At 65.4% G+C, this 20,292-nt stretch carries 14 protein-coding genes; 6 read left to right on the top strand and 8 right to left on the bottom strand.

All coding sequences use genetic code 11. The annotated features are described in order from the left end of the window. Positions 1-345: 345 nt before the first annotated feature. Both X566_RS20155 and X566_RS20150 read right to left on the bottom strand, forming a co-directional pair. Positions 346-3,018 (bottom strand): glycosyltransferase, encoded by a 2,673-nt coding sequence (locus tag X566_RS20155; RefSeq protein ID WP_034470957.1) that lies wholly within the window; start codon positions 3,016-3,018, stop codon positions 346-348. Positions 3,019-3,230: 212 nt separating this feature from the next. Further along, positions 3,231-3,812, bottom strand: a complete 582-nt coding sequence (locus tag X566_RS20150; RefSeq protein ID WP_034470953.1) for a hypothetical protein — start codon at positions 3,810-3,812, stop codon at positions 3,231-3,233. A gap of 320 nt (positions 3,813-4,132) precedes the next feature. On the opposite strand from X566_RS20150, the gene X566_RS20145 reads away from it, so the two are divergent. Beyond that, positions 4,133-5,722 (top strand): beta-(1-6) glucans synthase, encoded by a 1,590-nt coding sequence (locus X566_RS20145; protein ID WP_244434873.1) that lies wholly within the window; start codon positions 4,133-4,135, stop codon positions 5,720-5,722. Here X566_RS20145 and X566_RS20140 read toward each other — a convergent pair. Together X566_RS20140 and X566_RS20135 are read right to left on the bottom strand one after the other, a co-directional pair. Next, positions 5,682-6,062, bottom strand: a complete 381-nt coding sequence (locus tag X566_RS20140; protein ID WP_034472582.1) for a hypothetical protein — start codon at positions 6,060-6,062, stop codon at positions 5,682-5,684. The genes X566_RS20145 and X566_RS20140 overlap by 41 nt on opposite strands. 120 nt (positions 6,063-6,182) lie before the next feature. Continuing rightward, positions 6,183-7,250 carry a hypothetical protein gene (locus tag X566_RS20135; protein WP_160170501.1) on the bottom strand — a complete coding sequence of 356 codons (1,068 nt, stop codon included), beginning with the start codon at positions 7,248-7,250 and terminating at the stop codon, positions 6,183-6,185. Between the two features lie 180 nt (positions 7,251-7,430). On the opposite strand from X566_RS20135, the gene glmU reads away from it, so the two are divergent. The 3 genes from glmU (at position 7,431) to X566_RS20120 (ending at position 11,622) form a co-directional block, all read left to right on the top strand. Continuing rightward, on the top strand, positions 7,431-8,804 hold the full coding sequence (glmU, locus tag X566_RS20130; protein ID WP_034470947.1) for a bifunctional UDP-N-acetylglucosamine diphosphorylase/glucosamine-1-phosphate N-acetyltransferase GlmU: 1,374 nt from the start codon (positions 7,431-7,433) through the stop codon (positions 8,802-8,804). Between the two features lie 132 nt (positions 8,805-8,936). Next, the gene (gene glmS, locus X566_RS20125) at positions 8,937-10,763 is read left to right on the top strand and encodes a glutamine--fructose-6-phosphate transaminase (isomerizing) (protein WP_034470944.1); all 1,827 of its coding nucleotides are present in this window, start codon (positions 8,937-8,939) and stop codon (positions 10,761-10,763) included. Positions 10,764-10,857: 94 nt separating this feature from the next. Continuing rightward, positions 10,858-11,622 carry a DUF502 domain-containing protein gene (locus X566_RS20120; protein WP_081740366.1) on the top strand — a complete coding sequence of 255 codons (765 nt, stop codon included), beginning with the start codon at positions 10,858-10,860 and terminating at the stop codon, positions 11,620-11,622. Positions 11,623-11,684: 62 nt separating this feature from the next. On the opposite strand, the gene X566_RS20115 is transcribed toward X566_RS20120, so the two are convergent. Genes X566_RS20115 through recG form a run of 3 tightly spaced genes read right to left on the bottom strand, consistent with a single transcriptional unit; the run spans position 11,685 to position 14,728 of the window. Further along, entirely contained in the window at positions 11,685-11,936 is a 252-nt protein-coding gene (locus X566_RS20115; RefSeq protein WP_034470941.1) for a helix-turn-helix transcriptional regulator, read from the bottom strand. A gap of 7 nt (positions 11,937-11,943) precedes the next feature. Next, positions 11,944-12,582, bottom strand: coding sequence for a DUF2975 domain-containing protein (locus tag X566_RS20110; protein WP_244434846.1), 639 nt, complete (start codon positions 12,580-12,582; stop codon positions 11,944-11,946). 46 nt (positions 12,583-12,628) lie between these two features. Further along, positions 12,629-14,728, bottom strand: a complete 2,100-nt coding sequence (gene recG, locus X566_RS20105) for an ATP-dependent DNA helicase RecG (RefSeq protein ID WP_034470933.1) — start codon at positions 14,726-14,728, stop codon at positions 12,629-12,631. Between the two features lie 192 nt (positions 14,729-14,920). Between recG and X566_RS20100 the strand changes: the two genes are divergently transcribed. Both X566_RS20100 and mfd read left to right on the top strand, forming a co-directional pair. Then, positions 14,921-15,211, top strand: a complete 291-nt coding sequence (locus X566_RS20100; protein ID WP_034470930.1) for a succinate dehydrogenase assembly factor 2 — start codon at positions 14,921-14,923, stop codon at positions 15,209-15,211. Beyond that, the gene (mfd, locus tag X566_RS20095) at positions 15,208-18,738 is read left to right on the top strand and encodes a transcription-repair coupling factor (protein ID WP_034470927.1); all 3,531 of its coding nucleotides are present in this window, start codon (positions 15,208-15,210) and stop codon (positions 18,736-18,738) included. The genes X566_RS20100 and mfd overlap by 4 nt, the downstream gene beginning before the upstream one ends. Positions 18,739-18,804: 66 nt before the next feature. Here mfd and X566_RS20090 read toward each other — a convergent pair whose 3' ends face one another. Continuing rightward, positions 18,805-20,046 (bottom strand): hypothetical protein, encoded by a 1,242-nt coding sequence (locus tag X566_RS20090; protein ID WP_034470924.1) that lies wholly within the window; start codon positions 20,044-20,046, stop codon positions 18,805-18,807. Between the last annotated feature and the right edge of the window lie 246 nt (positions 20,047-20,292).

Genomic DNA, 20,292 nt, shown 5'->3' with positions numbered 1-20,292 from the left:
GCGCCGGGCATCGCGGGCCGGCCGCCTCTGGTACCGGGGCTCGCGGCCCCCACGGGCGCGCAGGTGAAAAACGAAAATCGGAGACGCGAGCTACGGATATCGCGAGCTACGGATATCCGGTACCGCGGCTAAAGTTAAAGTATGGTCTGGACCGGAAACGGCCACGTCAGCGAAGGGACGAAGCGGCTGTCCAAAAGATATTCATCCCTCGGCTCGAGCCGAGGATCATGCTTTAACAGTGAGCCACAGCGCGAGGACGATTGCGCTGTAATAGCCGCCTGAAGCGTTGCCCTTCAGCATGCGGATGGTGTGTCGCCGCGCGCTGCCTACCTTTCGGCGATGCCCTTAGCGCGCAGCATCCTGATGCTGCTCGGCCTGGAGCTGGCTCGCGCCAGCAGCGATCTGCCGGTGGACGCCGACCGGGCGGATGCCGATCAATTCGGCGGAGCGGATGCGGGCGTTGCGCCAGAAGGCGAACTGGTTGATGCGCGAATTCTCCAAAAGCGCGAGCGCCACCGCCGACAGGAACGGCAGGCTTTGCAGCAGCAGCACGAAGGCGAACACGTAGATTTCGCGCACTTCCTTGGTGTTGGTGACGATCAGCACCGCCGCGCCAATCCACAGCAGCACGCCGATCACCGCCTCCCAGAACGCCTGGAATTCGATCGACAGCCGCGACAGGCCGCCCTTGGAGGTGCGGGCAAAAGGCAGGTTGTCCTTGATCAGGCCGTCGGCGACGGCGCGCGAGACCGTCCACTGCACCGACATGGCGGCGATCATGGCCCCTAGCATCTGGCCGATGCCGACCGGCACGCGCAGGCGGTAGAGCGACAGGAAGTGGATCAGCGACACGGCGAAGGCGGCGATGATCGGCAGCGTCAGGATCTTGTCGGGGATGGCGATATCGGCGAAGGCGACGATCGGCACCCAGATCAGGTTGAGCAACGCCACCAGCACACCGAGGCTTTCCGCGCCGAGCCAGTTCAGCCAGCCGAGGCTGAACTCGCGCCGCTGCGCCGGCGTCAACAGGCTGGCGCCCGGCAGGAAGCGGCGCCAGTGCTTCTTGACGATCTGGAAGCCGCCATAGGCCCAGCGATGGCGCTGCTTCTTGAATGCCTCGTAGGTGTCCGGCAACAGGCCGTGGCCGTAGCGGGTGTTGGTGTAGTGGGTCGAGAAGCCGCGCTCGATGACGGCGAGGCCGAGATCGGTGTCCTCGCAGATGGTGTCGCCAGCCCAGCCGCCGGAGGCTTCCATCGCCGAGCGGCGGATCAGGCACATGGTGCCGTGGACGATGATGGCGTTGTGCTCGTTGCGCTCGACCATGCCGATATCGAAGAAGCCGGCGTATTCGCCGTTCATCACATAGTGCATCAGCGAGCGGTCGCCGTCGCGGTGGTCCTGCGGCGCCTGGACGATGCCGACGCGCGGATCGGCGAAGGCGGGAACGAGGTCGATCAGCCAGTTCGGCTGCACCACATAATCGGCGTCGATGATGCCGATCACCTCGGCGTCGGCGGCGGTGCGGGCCATGGCAAGGCGCAGGGCGCCGGCCTTGAAGCCCTCGACCTTCTCGGCGTTGATGAAAATGAAACGCTCGCCGAGCGCGCGGCAGTGATCCTGGATCGGCTGCCAGAAGGCCGGGTCGGGCGTGTTGTTGATGATCACCACGCACTCGAAGTTCGGATAGTTCAGCCGCGCCACCGCATCCAGCGTCTGCTTCAGCATCTCTGGCGGTTCGAAGTAGGCGGGGATATGGATCGACACCTTTGGGAACGCGCCATTCCACTCAGCCGGCTGCGTCAAGGGCTTGCTGATCAGCCTCTCTGGACCGCGGCCGAAGGCGATGGTGGCGATCTCCTCGATTCGCGCCATAGCGATGCAGATCAGGGGGACCAGCAGGACGATGCCAAGGGTGAGAGCAAAGCCGGACCCGAATAGGAAGTAGTGGGTGGTCCAATAGGCGAAGATGGTCGCGACCCAGCTACCGACCGCGCAGGCAGCGGCCGACAGCACCAGCGCCTGCATTACTGTCGGCCGGTTCAGGCGCAGGATCGGCAGCGACAACAGCACGCCGACGAGCAGCGCGATCATCGCCATCTTCCAGTAGGATTCGTTCACCACCGGGCCGGTCCAGGAGAACTTCGGCTCGCGGTCGGCGTTGAGGATGCCCCAGTACGGACCGACGCCGCCTTCGAAGTATTTCCACGGCTGGTCGATCGCTTCGACGATGTTGTACTCCATGCCGATCTTCTCGGCGCGGGAGACGAAGTTCCGCAGCGTGATCGCCTGCTCGAAGGCGCCGGGGTTGGCGGCCTTCAGGTTGTAACCCGAGCTCGGCCAGCCGAACTCGGCGATGACGATCCGCTTGCCGGGGAAGGTGGCGCGCAGCTTCTCGTAGATGATCATCGCCTGATCGACGGCCTGCTTGTCCGAGAAGCCTTCCCAGTACGGCAGGATGTGCGCGGCGATGAAGTCGACGGCGGATGCCAGTTCCGGGTGCTCGATCCAGATGTTCCAGATCTCGCCGGTGGTGACGGGAACATCGGTCTGGCGCTTGACCCGCTGGATCAGCTTGATCAGGTCCTCGACCTTCTGCTCGCCGCGATAGATCGTTTCGTTACCGACGACGATGCCGTTGACGTTGCTGTTGCGTTTGGCAAGCGCGACGGCGGCCTGCATCTCGCGCTCGTTGCGGTCGATGTTCTTGTCGATCCAGGCGCCGACGGTAACCTTCAGGCCGAACTCGTTGGCGATCGGCGGAACCAGTTCGACGCCGCCGGTGGAGGAGTACAGACGAATCGCCCGCGACAGCGGCGCGAGCTTGCGCAGGTCGGCGCGAATCTTTTCCTGGGTGGGAATGTTGTCGACGTCGGGATGGCCGGTGCCTTCGAACGGCGCATACGACACGCTCGGCAGCGTTCCCCGGAAGTCGGCTGCGGACTGCTGATCGCGAAGGAGTGCCCAGATCCCGGCGTGGAGCGCGGTGACGCAAGCAAGAACAAGAACGACGGCGCGCATGCACCAAACCTAAAAAGGGGCAGAACTGCTGCGGAGCGAACCCGTCCCCTCGGTTCGCCTAAGGCTGCGGCCTCGGAGTGTATCTATGCCGCACGATTTAACAACTCGTATGACGCAGTGTCGATTTGAAGGCTTTCGGCCAGCAAATTCGCGAAAAATTCTGAACGCTTGTTCAGGCGCGCGCGCCGTTGCTGCTTGCGCGCGCCGTCTTGTTACTTGTTGTTGGTCGCGGCCGGCGGCGTCGCGGGTGCTGCAGGAGCTGGCGCCTGCGGGGTTGCCGGCTGCGGCGCAGGCGCGGTGGCAGTCGTCGCCGCGGGCTGGATTGCAGGATTGATCCAGCAGGCATGCACGCGGCCGGTGAGGGTTTCCGGCGCCTTCGGGTCGAACGCACCAAAGCGCGTCAGGCAGCGGAACGCGGCCTGCACATGGCCACCGGGGCAGCCGAACCGATCATACAGGTCGAGGTGACGGAACGCGGTGTCGAGATCGTCGCGCCACATTAGCCCGACGACACGGCGGCCGAGCCAGACGCATTCGGGGTTTCCGGCGGGGCCGTTGATCGCCTGCGCGGCTTCTGCGAATTCGTCGATCTTGCGCTGATTGTCCTTGGCCTGATCCTGCTGCGTCGAATTGGCTGCGCCCTGTTTCGGCTGCTGTTGTTCCTGTGTCCGCAAATCGCCGCTTTGTGCATGGACAACGCTGGTTCCGATCAGGAGAACCGTCGCGCATGTCACTGCGGCGCGGGCCGTAAAATGCAAGACGCGGCTGAAAGAAGGAGAGGCTGCAAGACGCATGAAGTTCCCGAGAATATCCTGCCCCCTGTTGGCCAGGGCGGCAACGCAGATTGATGCCGCGCAATTTGGTCCCCAATGCGGCGACACGCGCAACGCCGCAGGCTGACTCAAATGACGTAAATTCAGACACTTGTCCAGCAATCCCGTACGGATGCGACCTCATGGCAGGATTGATTGGACTTTTCCGCACGAATAATCGGTGGGTCGAAGTCGATACGCCTGCAACGGGCGTTGAGGCGGGACCGTTCGCCGGTTAAGCCTATCGACGCCGTTCCGGGAGAACTGACCTGTCCTCGCTTCGCACGCCTCTTGCGCTTCTCATCGTTTCATTGGGTATCATTGCCGGCGTGTGGTGGTGGATCGCCCAGCCGGTGCATCTGGCGCGTCCGCCGATCGACGCCACGACGCGGCTCGAATGCGTATCTTACGCACCCTTCCGCGGGCTGCAGAGTCCGCTCGATCCGGGGCTGCATGTCAGCGCCCAGCAGATCGCCGAGGATTTCGCTCAGCTCGCCAAGGTCACCGGCTGCGTCCGCACCTATTCGGTGGACAACGGCCTCGACCAGGCACCGGCGGAAGCACAGAAGGCCGGGCTGAAGATGATGCTCGGCCTGTGGATCGGCAGCGACCGGCTGAAGAATCGTCAGCAGGTCGCGGGCGCAATCGCACTCGCCAAAGAGTATCCGGGGGTGGTTTCCTCGGTCGTCGTCGGTAACGAGGTGATGCTGCGCGGGGAGATGATCGCCCCCGACCTGATCGCCTATATCCGCCAGGTGAAGGCGGAGCTTCCCAACGTGCCGGTCACTTACGCCGATGTCTGGGAATTCTGGCTGAAGCACCGCGAGCTCTACGCCGCCGTTGATTTCGTCACCATCCACATCCTGCCGTACTGGGAGGACTTTCCGGTCCGGGCGCGGCATGCGGCGGCGCATGTGGATTCGATTCGCAAGCGGATGGCCGTGGCGTTCCCCGACAAGGAGATCATCATCGGTGAGACCGGCTGGCCGAGTGCGGGCCGCATGCGCGAGGGGGCGCTGCCGTCGCGCACCAACCAGGCGCGGGTGATCTCCGAAGTGCTCGATCTCGCCCGGCGGGAAAAGTTTCGCGTCAACCTGATCGAGGCTTACGACCAACCCTGGAAGCGGGCACTGGAGGGGACTGTCGGCGGCTACTGGGGGTTATTCGATGCCGATCGCCGCGAGCTGAAGTATCCGGCGGGCGTGCCAGTCAGCAACTTCCCGCACTGGAACATGCAGCTCGGCGCCGGCCTGATCTACTGCGCGTTCGTCTTCCTGGTCGGTTACCTGACGCAGCGCCGCAGGCCGTGGGCGCCGCGCTGGACCGCATGGGCGGCGATCGCGCTTTCAGCCACCGCGGGCGGCGTGCTGTTCGGCGTTGCAACCGACAAGCTGCTGGTCGAAAGTCTCAGCACCGGAGCCTATGTCCGCTGGGGCGCGCTGTTGGCGGCGGGCGTGCTGACGCCGGTGTTCGCCGCCGTCGCGCTGATCGCCGGCCGACCGCTGCCGACGCTGGTGCAACTAATCGGTCCGCAGCACATGCGCGACCGCACGCCGCTGTCGATTCCGCTCGGCCTATGCCTTGCGGTGACCGCGGTGATCGGCTTCGAAACCGCGCTTGGCTTCGTGTTCGATCCGCGCTACCGCGACTTCCCGTTCGCCGCGCTGACCATGGCGGTGTTGCCGATGTTCATGCTGATGCTGCTGAACCGGCCCGCCGAGGGCCGTCGGCCGATTGCGGAGGCGGTGTTCGCGGGCGGGCTGCTGCTGTCGGCGGTCTACATCGTCATCAACGAAGGCTTCAACAACTGGCAGTCGGTCTGGACCTGCGTGGTTTACGCCGCGCTCGCGCTCACGATGTGGCGGGCGCGGGCCGTGCAAAGCCAAGAATGAGCAGGCCAATGGCGATGCCCGACAGGACGATGTTATAGAGCACGATGCCGGCGCCGGCGACGATCAGCCCCGCAGTCAGCGTGACGATCGAGGGCCGCAGCACATGCAGGACGCCGATCACGATCGCGGCGCCGCCGAACACCGAGTGACGGAACAGCCACGTCGCGGTCAGCCGCGTCTTGCATAGCCATGTCTGCAGGCCGGCGTCGCAGGCCAGCGCAGTCGGGGAATTCTCGATGGCGAGATAACGCAGGTAGAGGGCATAGCCGACGGTGGCGAAGCCGACGATCAGAAGCCACTGGACCTGCAGGGCGCTCAGGCGGAACGGTTCTTTCTTCATGATGCGAGTATACGCCATCACCGCGCCGGGCCAAAGCGCGTTGCATCAGCAATGACAACGCTCAGGGAACGCTCCGCCTCACAATCTCCACGTTGATCGCGGTCGAAACTGGACGGCGCTTCAACTGCCGCCGACGCCGAACAGCGAGAAGCTGCGTTCCGGAGGCGGGGCAGGCGGCGCTGGAGGCGGCGTATGCGCGGGCTCCGGATGGGGCTGCGTCTGCGCGGACTTCTGCGGTTTCGGCTTGCGTGGAGGTGGAGCGGTTTCGGCGGGCTTGGCCGCCGGCAGCGTCAGGCGTTGCCCCTCGAACGCCGCCGTCTTGCATGCGCGTTGAGCCTCCTCGAGCGTCGCGCAAAGGCGCGCAACACTGGCCGCGTCCTTGATAGGGCCGGCGACCAGCCGCAATTGCACGCCGAGCCCGTTCTTGCGCTCCTGTACGGCGATCAGCGGACGTAAGCCATCGAACTGCGCCTTGTGCGCTCCGCTTACACCGCGCCAGAGCGCGCGGAGAGCATCGATCGATTGGGCGCCGCCGAGATCGACCGCGAAGTCGGTGCGCGCGGCCGGCTCGTCAAGCGTCGTGGCTGTCGCGGTTGCGGCCTGGATCACCGGCGGCGGCATCAATGGAATGGCATCGGCCTGTGGTTCGGCGTGGGCCGCAGTCGCCTGTTCGCGCGTGGCTTCCGGGCTCGCGACCGGCGCTGCGGGAGCAAACGTCTCCGATGCGGCATCGAGCACCGGCGCTGTTGTGGCGCCGAGCCAAGGGGCCGACTGAGATGTGGACGAAGGGACAGGCGAGGGCTCTGCCTCGCGTCGGCCGATCGACCCGGTCACGCTGTCGAGACCCTGCTCGAGCGCCGACAGGCGGGTGAAGGTGCGGTCGCGGTCGCTGCCCAAGGTCTCCACTGCCGCCGCCAGCCGCCGCGCCTCCAGCCGGTTGTCCTGGATCGCGCGTTCGATCTGGCTGGCATGGCTTGTGAACTCGGCCGCCGCGGTTAGCGTGCGCTGCGCGTTGACCGGCAGCTGCAGCGCCATGATCCCGAGCACCAGCGCGCCCACGGCGGCAACGCCCCAGACGCCAAGCCGCCACAGTGAGGGGCGGTCGTCCTCGTCGGCGACGAGCGTGCTCAGCCAACCCTCGGCGTCGTCGGGGCCGGGCCTGTCGGGCGCGGTCTCGGTGTGAGCCATCTTGGCCATCTTACGTGCGGCGTCCCCAGCCATTCCTCAGCCATGGCGCGAATCGATGCGCGAAGCCTAACAGGAACCGGCGGGTTGCGCCGCAGCGCCGGATGCCGCAAAGGGCTTTGTTCGGCCCCGAGCCTCGGCTATGACGGCGCTGGCCTGAACGCAGAGGTTCGAAGGAACGGTATGAGCGGAAGAAGCAGTCTGACGGTGGTGTTGGCAGCGGGTGAAGGGACGCGGATGCGTTCATCGCTGCCGAAGGTGCTACACCCGGTCGCGGGGCAGAGCCTGCTGTCGCATGTGCTGGCGGCCGCGCCGAGGGGCGCGGGACAGGCGCTAGCGGTGGTGGTCGGGCCCGACCGCGACGACGTGGCCGCCGCTGCGCGGGCTGCGCGCCCCGATGCTGCGATCTTCATCCAGCGCGAGCGTCTCGGGACCGCGCATGCGCTGCTGGCCGCGCGCGAGGCGCTGGCGAAGGGGTATGACGACCTGATTGTGGTGTTCGGCGATACGCCGCTGATCTCGGCGGCGACGCTGCAACGGATGCGTGAACCGCTCGCCAACGGCTCGGCTGTCGTCGCGCTCGGCTTCCAGGCGGCTGACCCGACTGGATACGGCCGGCTTCTCACGGATGGCGACCGGTTGAAGGCGATCCGCGAGCACGCAGATGCGAGCGCAGCGGAGCGGGCGATTACGCTCTGCAACGGCGGCGTGATGGCGCTCGACGGCAAGGTCGCGCTCGCGCTGCTCGATAAGATCGGCAACGCCAATGCTAAGGGCGAGTATTATCTCCCCGACGCCGTGACCATTGCCAACGCACAAGGCCTGAAAGCATCCGTCATCGAAACCACGGAGGACGAAGTGCGGGGCATCAACACCAAGACGCAACTTGCGGAAGCCGAAGCCGTGATGCAGCGGCGTCTCCGGGACGCGGCGATGGAGCAGGGCGTGACGCTGATCGCGCCGGAGACGGTCTACCTGTCCGCCGACACCAAATTTGGCAAGGACGTGATGATTGAACCGTTCGTCGTACTCGGCGCCGGTGTTGAGATCGAGGACGGTGCCGTGGTGCATTCCTTCACCCACGCGGTGCAGACCAAGATCGGCCGGAATGCCTCGGTCGGCCCGTATGCGCGGCTGCGGCCGGGCACCGTGCTCGGCGAGGGCGCGAAGATCGGCAACTTCGTCGAGACCAAGGCCGCGGCGATTGACGCCGGTGCCAAGGTCAGCCATCTGACCTATATCGGCGATGCGCATATCGGCGCTAACGCCAACATCGGCGCCGGCACCATCACCTGCAATTACGACGGCTTCGATAAGCATCACACCGAGATCGGCGAAGGCGCGTTCGTCGGCTCGAACTCGGCGCTGGTGGCGCCGGTGACGATTGGCGCCGGTGCCTATGTCGGCTCGGGCTCCGTCGTCACCCAGGACGTGCCCGCCGACGCGCTGCGGGTCGAACGTGCCGAGCAGACCACCAAGGATGGCTGGGCGAAGCGTTTTCGCGAGATGAAGCTGCGTGCGAAGGCAGACAAGGCCGCCAAAAGCAAAGGCAAGTGACACGAGTCTACAAGTGACGCGGGCTTAACCGTGTCGCAATCGGCAATAAATTTTGAGTAACGCTGCCGTGTCGCGAGTGGGTATGAAAAGCCGCTTGTTGCACCTCTTGCAGAAACGAGGACGCTGAACCGCATGTGCGGCATTATCGGAATTCTGGGGCAGGGTCCGGTTGCGGATCATCTGGTCGATTCGCTGAAGCGCCTCGAATATCGCGGCTACGATTCCGCAGGCGTCGCCACGCTCGAAGGTGGCCGGCTCGAACGCCGCCGCGCCGAAGGCAAGCTGAAGAATCTGGAGGCACGGCTGCAGCGCGAGCCGTTGCAAGGACACAGCGGCATTGGCCACACCCGCTGGGCGACGCATGGCCGACCGAGCGAGACCAACTCGCATCCGCATGCGACCGAACGGGTTGCGGTGGTTCACAACGGCATTATCGAGAACTTCCGCGAACTGCGCGAGGAACTCGAGAAGACCGGCGTGACGTTCTCGACCGAGACCGACACCGAAACGGTCGTGCATCTTGTCGATAGCTATCTCGTCAAAGGACTGAAGCCGGTCGATGCGGTGAAGGCCGCGCTGCCGCGCCTGCGTGGCGCCTTCGCGCTCGGCTTTGTCTTCGCGGGTGAGGACGACCTGATGATCGGCGCCCGCAAGGGCGCGCCGCTGGCGATCGGCTTCGGCGACAAGGAGATGTATCTCGGCTCGGACGCGATCGCGCTCTCGCCGTTCACCGATACCATCAGCTATCTCGACGATGGCGACTGGGTGGTGATGACCCGCGCCGGCGCCATCGTGCGCGACGAGCAGGGGACCATCGTCCAGCGGACGATGCTGAAATCCAGCGCGTCGAGCCTGTTGGTCGACAAGGCGAACTACCGCCACTTCATGGCGAAGGAGATCCACGAGCAGCCGGAGGTGGTGGGCCATACGCTCGCGCACTATCTCGATATGGCGACCGAGACGATCGCGCTGCCCGCCGCACTGCCGTTCGACTTCGCCCAGCTCGAACGCATTTCGATTTCCGCCTGCGGCACCGCCTGCATCGCCGGGCAAGTGGCGAAGTACTGGTTCGAGCGGCTGGCGCGGCTGCCGGTCGATATCGACATCGCCTCCGAGTATCGCTATCGCGAGGCGCCGCTGAAGAAGGGCGATCTCGCGATCTTCATCTCGCAGTCGGGTGAGACCGCCGATACGTTGGCAGCGCTCCGCTACGCCAAGGAGCAGGGGCAGCACGTGCTGTCGATCGTCAACGTGCCGACCTCGACGATCGCGCGCGAGAGCCATGTGGTGCTGCCGACGCTGGCGGGCCCGGAAATCGGCGTTGCCTCGACCAAGGCATTCACCTGCCAGCTCACGGTGCTGGCGACACTGGCGATCGCCGCCGGCAAGGCGCGCGGCGTGCTCTCCGATGCAGATGCGATGAATCTCGCGCACGCGCTGGTGGAGGTACCGCGACTGATGGCTGCCACGCTCGCGCTCGAACCGCAGATCGAGAAGCTGGCGCGCGACATCTCCAAGAGCAAGGACGTGCTCTATCTCGGCCGTGGCACGAGCTACCCGCTGGCGATGGAAGGCGCGCTGAAGCTGAAGGAAATCTCCTACATCCATGCCGAAGGCTACGCCGCGGGCGAGCTCAAGCACGGGCCGATCGCGCTGATCGACGAGACCATGCCGGTGGTGGTGATCGCGCCGTTCGACCGCATCTTCGAGAAGACGGTGTCGAACATGCAGGAGGTCGCCGCGCGTGGCGGACGGATCATCCTGATGACCGATGCAAAGGGGGCGGCGCACGCGACCGTCGACTCGGTCGAGACCATCATCCTGCCCGATATGCCGGCCACGGTGACGCCGCTGGTCTACGCACTGCCGGTGCAGATGCTGGCCTATCATACCGCCGTGGTGATGGGCACCGACGTCGACCAGCCGAGAAACCTTGCGAAATCCGTAACCGTCGAATAGCAAGCCGGATAATTGTCATCCGGAGATCAAACTCTGGTAAAATGCTGCCGCGATACGCAGGTTCCGCGATCAACCGAGGCGCAACGACAGGCTGATGAGTAACGAATCCAAGCAGGTGCCGCCCGACGACCTCGAGGCGCCGGTCCGCCATAGCTTCGCGGGGCGTCTGCGTACCTATTTCCTTACTGGCCTGATTGTCGCAGGCCCGGTGGCGATCACGATCTACCTGACCTGGTCGTTCATCAACTGGGTGGATGATCTGGTGCGGCCGCTGGTTCCAGTCGCGTATCGGCCGGAGACGTACCTGCCGTATCCGATCCCAGGCTCCGGCCTGGTGGTGGCGGTGTTCGCGCTGACGCTGCTCGGCTTTCTCACCGCAAACCTGATCGGCCGGACCGTACTCGAGATCGGCGAGATGATCCTTGGGCGGATGCCGATCGTCCGCGCCATCTACCGCAGCCTCAAGCAGGTGTTCGAGACGCTCTTCTCAGGCAAGGGTTCGAGCTTCCGCAAGGTCGGGCTGGTCGAATTCCCGTCGCCGGGCATGTGGTCGATCGTGCTGATCTCGCAGCCGCCGAGCGAGCAGGTGTCGGTGCGTTTGCCCGGCAAGGAGGAGCACATTTCGGTGTTCCTGCCGTGTGCGCCGAACCCGACCACCGGCTTCTTCTTCTACGTGCCAAAAAGCGCGGTGATCGAGGTGGATATGACCGCCGAGCAGGCGGCGACGCTGATCATGTCGGCGGGCGTAGTGCAGCCGGGGAGCAACGACAAGAAGAACGTGGTTGCGCTCGCGGACATGGCGAACCAGGCGCGTATCGCGCAGCAGGCGGCCGCGCCGAAGAAGGTGGATGCGCCGTAAGGTAGCCCGCACCCGGCATCGTTGGGTCGTCGATGCGGCTGGACCGGACCGCGATGCTTCTTTTAAGCGGATTTCTTGAACGGCACGCGCGTGAGCCCATCCTGGTCCGTCACTGGCACGTATTCCAGGATATCTCCGGGTTGGCAGTCCAGCACCTCGCAGATGCGCTCCAGCGTATCGAAGCGGATGCCGCGCACCTTGCCGGACTTCAACAGCGAGACGTTGGCTTCGGTCAGCTGGATGCGCGCTGCGAGTTCACGCGAGCGCATCTTGCGTTTGGCCAGCATGACATCGAGATTGACGACAATCGGCATGGCGGCCTCACACGAATTCGTGGTTTTCGCGCGCGACGCGCACCGCTTCACGCATCACGCTGGCAAAGGCGATGAGGGCCAGCCCGCCGAGAATCGTCAACAGGTGGTTCATCTCGATTCCGAGCGCGATGCTGCGTGCGCCTGGCGGATTGTTGATGGTCAGGGTGAGTGTGGTGAGCACCTGGATCGCTGGCGACAGCGCGACCTTGACCAGCAACGCGATGCCGATCGCGCGGATGCGGGCGACATTCTCGTCCTCAAACACCACACCGCGGGCGAACGCCGAGAAAAGCCGCGACAGTTGCACCAGTGCGTAGAGAGCCGGCGCTGCGCCGAGCAGGCTGAGCAGCGCACCGAACAGCCGGGTGTCGAAACCGAGCGTCACCGGTCCGAGGCCGAGTGGACCCGGCCAGACAATCGCGTGGCGGATCATGGCGTCATTGGACCAGACAACGGCGGTGCCGATGACCAGAGCCACCGCGCAGGCGAGCGCGCCGACAGCGACGACTTGCCCGATCCGCCGCAGGCGAGGGGCTGGAGGAGGTGGTGGAGCGGCCAGGGTGATCACGGTCATCGCGGATGAGTCCATTTTGATAGATGGCATATTTTTATTGTTTTGCGATAAAAAAAGGCAGAAATACGGCAAGAACTTTCCCGTCAAGCGAGAGCATCTGATGTGCTGACCGAGCGCGTCATCCAGCGCCCAAGAGCGGGATCGCCTCGTCACGCTCGAACAGATACAGCAGCGCGCGCAGTGCTTCGCCTTGTTCGCCCTGCAGCTTCGGGTTCTCGCGCAGGATACGCACTGCCTCCTCGCGCGCCTGCGCGATGAGTTGCGCATGCGCCAGCGGGCGGGCGATGCGATAGCCCGGCAGGCCGCTCTGGCGGGTGCCGAGCACGTCGCCTTCGCCGCGCAGCTTCAGGTCCTCCTCGGCGATGCGGAAGCCGTCGGTGGTCTCGCGGATCACGCGCAGCCGCGATGCTGACATCTCGCCGAGCGGCTCCTTGTAGAGCAGGATGCAGGTGGAGGCTTCCTTGCCGCGGCCGATGCGTCCGCGCAACTGATGCAGTTGTGCCAGGCCGAAGCGCTCGGCGTTTTCGATCACCATGATGGTCGCGTCGGGCACATCGACGCCGACCTCGACCACCGTGGTCGCGACCAGAACATTGATCTCGTGTGCAGCGAAGCGCGCCATCACGCGATCCTTCTCAGCGCCTTTCATCCTGCCATGCACGAGACCGACGCGCTCGCCGAACCGCTGTTGCAGCACCTTGAAGCGCTGCTCGGCGTCGGTGAGATCGATGGTCTCAGATTCCTCCACCAGCGGACAGATCCAGTAGACCAGCTTGCCGGCATCGAGCGCGCGGCCGACCGCATCGATCATCTCATTCAGACGGTCCATCGGCACCGCGCGGGTGTCGATCGGCTGGCGGCCGGCGGGTTTCTCGCGCAGCTCGGAGATGTCCATGTCGCCAAAGTAGGTGAGAACCAGCGTGCGCGGGATCGGCGTCGCGCTCAAGACCAGCACATCGACGGCGTCGCCTTTCCCGGTGAGCGCCAGCCGCTCGCGCACGCCGAAGCGGTGCTGCTCATCGACGATGGCGAGCGCCAGCGCCTTGTAGATCACGTCGTCTTGGATGACTGCATGGGTGCCGACCAGCAGGTCGATCTCGCCTGCTGCAAGGCGCGCGAGAATGTCCTTGCGCTTCTTGCCTTTCTCGCGACCGGTGAGGATCGCAACCCGCATGCCGGCACGCTCGGCGAGCGGCGCAATAGTCTTCAGGTGCTGGCGCGCGAGGATTTCCGTGGGCGCCATCAAGGCGGCCTGCTTGCCGGTCTCGGCGACGGCGGCGGCAGCGAGCAGCGCCACCACGGTCTTGCCGGAGCCGACATCGCCTTGCAGCAGCCGCAACATGCGTAACGGCTTGGCGAGGTCATTGGCGATGGCGGCGGCAGCCTGCTGCTGCGAGGCCGTGAGCGCATAAGGCAGCGCGTCGATCACCTTGCGGCGCAGATGGCCGTCGCCCGCGTTGCGCACACCCGCCGGCCGCCGCAACTGCGCGCGCACCAGCGCCAGCGCCAGTTGTCCGGCGAGCAACTCGTCATAGGCGAGGCGGCACCAGAACGGCTGCTCGGGCAGGATGTCCTGCAGCGTCTGCGGCATGTGGATGCGGTTCAGCGCCTCGGCGAAGGCGGGAAAGCCGGTTCGCCGCATCACCTCCGGGCTGATCCATTCCGGCATGCGTGGGATTTTCGGCAGCGCCTGCGCGACAGCGCGGCGCAGCGCACCAAGCATCAGCCCGTCGGTGAGCGGATAGACCGCCTCGATCAGCGGCATCGCCGCAAAGCCCTTCTCATCGACCACGCGATCGGGATGCACGATTTGCAGGGTGCCATCGAACATCTGCGCGGTGCCCGAGACGTAGCGCTCAGAGCCGATCGGCATCAGCTTTTCCAGATAGGAGCGGTCACCGCGGAAATAGGTCAGCACCACGTCGCCGGTCGCATCGCTAGCGTAGACGAGGTAGGGCGCACGTGAATGGCGGCTCGGCGGCGGACGATGGCGGTCGATGGTGACTTTCAGCGTCACCACCGAGCCGACCGCGGCCTCGCTGATGGTCGGCCGGGCGCGACGGTCGATCACGCTCGACGGCATGTGCAGCAGCAGGTCCACCAACCGCGGCGTGTCGCTGCGGTCGAGCAGGTAGCGCAGCAGCTTGTCCTGCTTCGGACCGACCCCGGACAGGCTCGTCACGGGCGCGAACAGGGGATTGAGCAGGGGTGGGCGCATGACTGAGCGGTTGGAGTGAACAGGATACTGGCGAAGCGCGTGTTCGAACGGGACCCGGAGTTGCGGCTGCGACGCCCGGTTGCATCCATGGAAGCATTCCCATGGATCTGAGGCTGACATTAGCCGCCACCGGGGCTATATGACAGCCGCCCGGCCCGTCCGGGCTTTCGGCGTTGTGGATTGAGGTTGCAGATGACTGGGACGACACGATCAAGCGAAGGGCTCGACGCGCGACGCAAGCGGCTCCTGTTCCGCTGCTGGCATCGCGGCACCCGCGAGATGGACCTGATCGTCGGCCGCTTCGCCGACGCGCATCTGGCCGAGTTGCCGGATGCGGAACTGGACCAGCTCGAGCGGCTGATCGAACTGCCGGACCCCGATCTCTATGCCGCGCTCACGGGGGCGCGGCCGATCCCGGCCGAATACGACGGCAGCCTGTTCGAACGCATGCGAAACTTCCGCGCCTGGGAACATGGCGCATGAGCAGTTCGCGTCATCCTGCGAGATCGCCGGCCGAGCGGCTGGCGGCAGGCACAGCTCTCACCATTGCCAGCGTCGCCGACGGGGCCGAGGGACTGATCGTCTCCGATCTGGCACGCGCGACCGCCGCCAAGCGCAAGGGCGAACCAGTCAGCCTCGCCGTGATCTGCCGCGATGGGCAGGGCATGGCGCAGTTGCAGCGGGCGCTGGAGTTCTTCGCCCCCGACATTGAGGTGTTGCAGTTCCCGGCCTGGGACTGTCAGCCCTATGACCGCGTGTCGCCGCATGGCGGCATCCTCGCGCAACGCCTGACGACACTCGCGCGGCTGTCGCGCCTGAAGGGCACCGAGAAGCCGCTGATCGTGCTGACCACCGTCAACGCGGTGCTGCAACGGGTGCCAACCCGCGCGGTGATGGCGAGCCAGGCGCTGTCGATCGCGCCGGGCCATGTCATCGGCATGGAAGGCGTCGTCGGCTGGCTGGAGCACAACGGCTACAACCGCTCCTCGACCGTGCGCGAAAGCGGCGAGTATGCGATCCGCGGCGGCATCCTCGATCTGTTTCCGGCAGGTCTCGACCAGCCGGTGCGGCTCGATTTCTTCGGCGACACGCTGGAGTCGATCCGTACCTTCGATGCCGAGACCCAGCGCACGCTGCTCGACATGCGCGGCCTCGATCTGATGCCGGTGTCGGAATTCCAACTCGTCACCGAAACCATCCGCCGCTTCCGCATGGGCTATGTCGAGGCGTTCGGCGCGCCGGAGCGCGACGATCCGCTGTACGAGGCGGTGAGTGAGGGACGTAAGCATCCGGGGATGGAGCACTGGCTGCCGCTGTTCCACGAGCGGATGGAGACGCTGTTCGACTACATCGGCGAGGCGGCGATCGCCATCGAGCATCAGGGCGAGGATGTTGCGCGCGAGCGCATCAAGCAGATCGGTGACTACTATGAGGCGCGGCGCGAGGCGATGACGATGGCAGGCGGCGGCGCACCCTACAAGCCGCTGCCGCCGGACCGGCTGTATCTGGCCGAATCCGAATGGACGCAACGATTGGCCAAGGCGCCGCTAGCGAAGCTGACGCCGTTCGCACTGCCGGAAGGCGGCGCCAACGTGATCGATGCGGGTGCGCGGCAGGGGCGCGACTTCGCGCCGGAGCGCGCCGACAGCGCTGTCAACGTGTTCGAGGCGGTGGTCTCGCACATCCACGGCCTGTTGGCCGCGCGCAAGAAGGTGACGCTGGCGCTGTGGAGCGAAGGCTCGCGCGAGCGCATGATGCATGTGCTGCGCGACCACAAGCTGATCGACACAGTCGCCGTCGGGAGCTGGCGCACGGTCGCGGCGACGCCGCGCAACCAGGTGACGCTCGCCATCCTGGGCATCGAGAGCGGTTTCGAGACCGACGAGGCCGCCATCATCTCCGAGCAGGACATCCTCGGCGACCGGCTGGTGCGGCCACGCCGCGCTTCGAGCCGCAAGCTGGAGAACTTCATCTCCGAGGTCACAAGTCTGACGACCGGCGACCTCGTGGTGCACGTCGAGCACGGCATCGGCCGCTTCGTCGGCCTGCAAACGTTGCAGGTGGCGGGCGCGCCGCATGACTGTCTCGAGCTGCATTACGCCAACGACACCAAGCTGTTCCTGCCGGTGGAGAACATCGAACTGCTGTCGCGGTTCGGCTCGGAGCAGGCAGGTGTCGAGCTGGACCGGCTCGGCGGCAGCGGCTGGCAGGCGCGCAAGGCGAAGCTGAAGAAGCGTATCCAGGAAATCGCCGGCGATCTGATCAAGGTCGCGGCCGAGCGCATGCTGCACGAAGCGCCGAAGCTGAAGGTGGCCGAAAGCAGCTACGACGAATTTTGCGCGCGCTTTCCCTACGACGAGACCGAGGACCAACTTACCGCGATCGAGGCGACGCTGCATGATCTTGAAGCCGGCCGGCCGATGGATCGGCTGGTCTGCGGCGATGTCGGTTTCGGCAAGACCGAGGTGGCGCTGCGCGCGGCGTTTGCCGCGGCGCTGGAGGGCAAGCAGGTGGCGGTGGTGGTGCCGACGACGCTGCTGGCGCGCCAGCACGCGCGTACATTCACCGAGCGCTTCAAGGGTTTTCCGGTGAACGTGGCGCAAGCCTCGCGACTGGTGTCGGCAAAGGAATTGACGCAGGTCAAGAAGGGCATCGCCGACGGCTCTGTCGATATCGTCGTCGGCACGCATGCGCTGCTCGGCAAAAGCATTAAATTCAAGGACCTCGGCCTGTTGATCGTGGACGAGGAGCAGCACTTCGGTGTGGCGCACAAGGAGCGGTTGAAGCAGCTGCGCGCCGAGGTGCATGTGCTGACGCTGAGCGCGACGCCGATCCCGCGTACGTTGCAACTGGCGCTGACCGGCGTGCGCGAACTGTCGATCATCGCGTCGCCGCCGGTCGATCGTCTGGCGGTGCGCACCTTCGTCGCGCCGTTCGATACACTGATGGTGCGCGAGGCGCTGCTGCGCGAGCGCTATCGTGGCGGTCAGGCGTTCTACGTCTGCCCACGCATCGACGATCTCGCCGAGGCCAAGGAGTTCCTCGACAAGCATGTGCCGGAGATGAAGGTCGCGGTCGCGCACGGGCAGATGCCGCCGGCGGTGATCGAGGACATCATGTCGGCGTTCTACGACGGCAAGTTCGACATCCTCTTGTCCACCACCATCGTCGAGTCCGGCCTGGACATTCCGGCCGCCAACACGCTGATCGTGCATCGCGCCGACATGTTCGGCCTGGCGCAGCTCTACCAGCTGCGCGGCCGCGTCGGCCGCTCGAAGCTGCGCGCTTATGCGCTGTTCACGCTGCCGGCGCAGCGCAAGATCACGCCGCAGGCGGAGCGCCGGCTGAAGGTGCTCCAGTCGCTGGAGAACCTCGGCGCGGGCTTCCAGCTTGCCTCGCACGACCTCGACATCCGCGGCTCGGGCAACCTGCTCGGCGAGGAGCAGTCCGGCCATATCAAGGAGGTCGGATTCGAGCTGTATCAATCGATGTTGGAGGAGGCGATCACCAACCTGAAGGCGGGTCTGAGCGAGCCGGTTGCCGACCGCTGGTCGCCGCAGATCACGCTCGGCATGCCGGTGTTGATCCCGGAGAGCTACGTCGCCGACCTCGCGGTGCGGCTCTCGCTTTATCGCCGGCTCGGCGATCTCGACAACGAGGAGGACATCGAGAACTTCGGCGCCGAGCTGCGCGACCGCTTCGGCCCGCTGCCGGACGAGGTGCGCTACCTGTTCAAGGTCGCGGCAATCAAGAACTACTGCCGTAGAGCCAACATCGAGAAGGTCGACGCAGGCCCGAAGGGCGTGGTGCTGAGTTTCCGCGACAATGCGTTTGCCTTCCCCGACCGGTTGGTGAAATTCATCCGTGAGCAGGGGCCGTCGGCGAAGGTGCGGCCGGACATGAAGGTGGTGTTCTTCGAGGAGTGGAGCGGCCTCGACCACCGTGTCACCGGCACGACCGACATCTTGCGCCAGCTCGCCGACCTTGCGGAGAAACGCCAGGCCGCGTGAGATTCATGCTCGTGATGAGAGGCAGCGTTGCGGCTCCCACGGAGGCTGAACGGAGCCGCGACCGTGCTATGACGCCGCGCGGCTTGCCGCCGGCTGCAGCCGCTCCAGTAGAGCCTCCGCGGAATCGTTGGCCCTCAGCGTTGCGAGCGTCACCTGCGGATCAATCGGCTTGTTACCCTCGGCCGACAGCATGGTGTGCTTCAGCACGCTGGCGAGGCGGCGGGCGATCACATGGGCCGTGCGCAGATCAGTCTGCGCGAAGGCGGCGAGAATCGAGCCGTCCTCCTGCAACGCGGCGAAGTCCATCCGCCGCATCAGCCGGCTGAGGATGCGCGCCGCATCCAGGCTGGTGCGCCGGTCGCGGCCGGCGAAAGCGAAGCGCGCTGCGGACAAGCCGCCGCCCTGGGCGATCGTCTCCGACACCGCCTTGCCGAAATCGCGGTCGAATGCGTCGATGGTCAGCAGCCCGGTGCGCGGATCGAGGAAGCCACCTGCGTCGAGCGAGTTCAATGCCCGTGTCAGCCGCGCCTCCAGCGCATGCTGGCGGATCAGCGGCAGCGCGATGGCGGCGACCGCGGCAGCGCTGCCGCGCACCACTTCCAGATTGGCCATGCCGTAATCGGCGCGGACACCGGCGAGGCTGCCACCGACGATCACCGGCAAGTGGCGAAAGCGGGAGTCTTCCGACAGCACTGTCAGGAAGGCGTCGGTGACGCGCGGACTGAACCCTTCGCCGACGATCACGCCGTCGACATCGCGAATGTTGAGGTGATTGGCCGCGGCTTCGACGCTGAGCGCACCGATCACGCCCATGTGCTGGCCGAAGGCGACCGAGAGCGCCGGATAGGAGGGGCCACGGCCGACCAGGAGCGCAGTTGCGTCCTCGATCGGATCGGTGTCCGGCAGTGACGCTGCTGGTGCGGCTTCGCCATCGAGGCGGCGCAGCACCGTCAGATGCAGGCTGCGCACCCGCAGCGCCGCGTTGACGCGCGCGGGGAGCCGGTCGAAGGCGTTGTCAGGCGCGTCGAAGACGATGACGTTGCGCGGCGGTGCGGACAATGGGCCCACCGCGATCAGCGGCACATACGGGGCAGCGGCTTCCAGGCCGCTCGCCAGGTGGATCAAATCGTCAGTACAACCGTCTGAGACCTCGAAGACAATCAGAGCGGGTTGGACCTGGGTGAAGGCCGCCGCCGCTTCGTCCCAGGTCGCGGTTACGACCGGAGAAGCGCCGCTGTCAGCCAGAACGTCAGCGAAGGCGGGCCGTCCTTCGCGCGCAACGACGATGATGGGACCTTGCTGGGACATTGCAGGGAGAAATCATGCTAGTGGAGCGGATTTGACATTCGCATCCCACCCAGGCCGCAGATGGGCAATGCGAATGTCAAATCCAAAGCTCCACGCAAGGGTGACGTTTGCTAGCGGTTCTTTGATTTCAATATTTGCAGACACGGCTGCCGCACTGGCATGCAAATGTTGAAATCGAACCGCTAGAATTTCCGCAGCAATCTACCCAGACAGGCTTAATACCGCGTCAACGCGATCGTACGATTG

The sequence above is a fragment of the Afipia sp. P52-10 genome, assembly GCF_000516555.1.
Classification (GTDB): domain Bacteria; phylum Pseudomonadota; class Alphaproteobacteria; order Rhizobiales; family Xanthobacteraceae; genus P52-10.
This window is presented reverse-complemented; position numbering and strand designations above follow the sequence as displayed.

Excerpts from the sequence above, each read along its gene's own strand:
- glmU (WP_034470947.1), top strand. The coding sequence starts at position 7,431 with ATGAGCGGAAGAAGCAGTCTGACGGTGGTGTTGGCAGCGGGTGAAGGG.
- recG (WP_034470933.1), bottom strand. The coding sequence starts at position 14,728 with ATGCGCCCACCCCTGCTCAATCCCCTGTTCGCGCCCGTGACGAGCCTG.
- glmS (WP_034470944.1), top strand. The coding sequence starts at position 8,937 with ATGTGCGGCATTATCGGAATTCTGGGGCAGGGTCCGGTTGCGGATCAT.
- X566_RS20140 (WP_034472582.1), bottom strand. The coding sequence starts at position 6,062 with ATGAAGAAAGAACCGTTCCGCCTGAGCGCCCTGCAGGTCCAGTGGCTT.
- mfd (WP_034470927.1), top strand. The coding sequence starts at position 15,208 with ATGAGCAGTTCGCGTCATCCTGCGAGATCGCCGGCCGAGCGGCTGGCG.
- X566_RS20100 (WP_034470930.1), top strand. The coding sequence starts at position 14,921 with ATGACTGGGACGACACGATCAAGCGAAGGGCTCGACGCGCGACGCAAG.
- X566_RS20150 (WP_034470953.1), bottom strand. The coding sequence starts at position 3,812 with ATGCGTCTTGCAGCCTCTCCTTCTTTCAGCCGCGTCTTGCATTTTACG.
- X566_RS20115 (WP_034470941.1), bottom strand. The coding sequence starts at position 11,936 with ATGCCGATTGTCGTCAATCTCGATGTCATGCTGGCCAAACGCAAGATG.
- X566_RS20135 (WP_160170501.1), bottom strand. The coding sequence starts at position 7,250 with ATGGCTCACACCGAGACCGCGCCCGACAGGCCCGGCCCCGACGACGCC.
- X566_RS20120 (WP_081740366.1), top strand. The coding sequence starts at position 10,858 with ATGAGTAACGAATCCAAGCAGGTGCCGCCCGACGACCTCGAGGCGCCG.
- X566_RS20090 (WP_034470924.1), bottom strand. The coding sequence starts at position 20,046 with ATGTCCCAGCAAGGTCCCATCATCGTCGTTGCGCGCGAAGGACGGCCC.
- X566_RS20155 (WP_034470957.1), bottom strand. The coding sequence starts at position 3,018 with ATGCGCGCCGTCGTTCTTGTTCTTGCTTGCGTCACCGCGCTCCACGCC.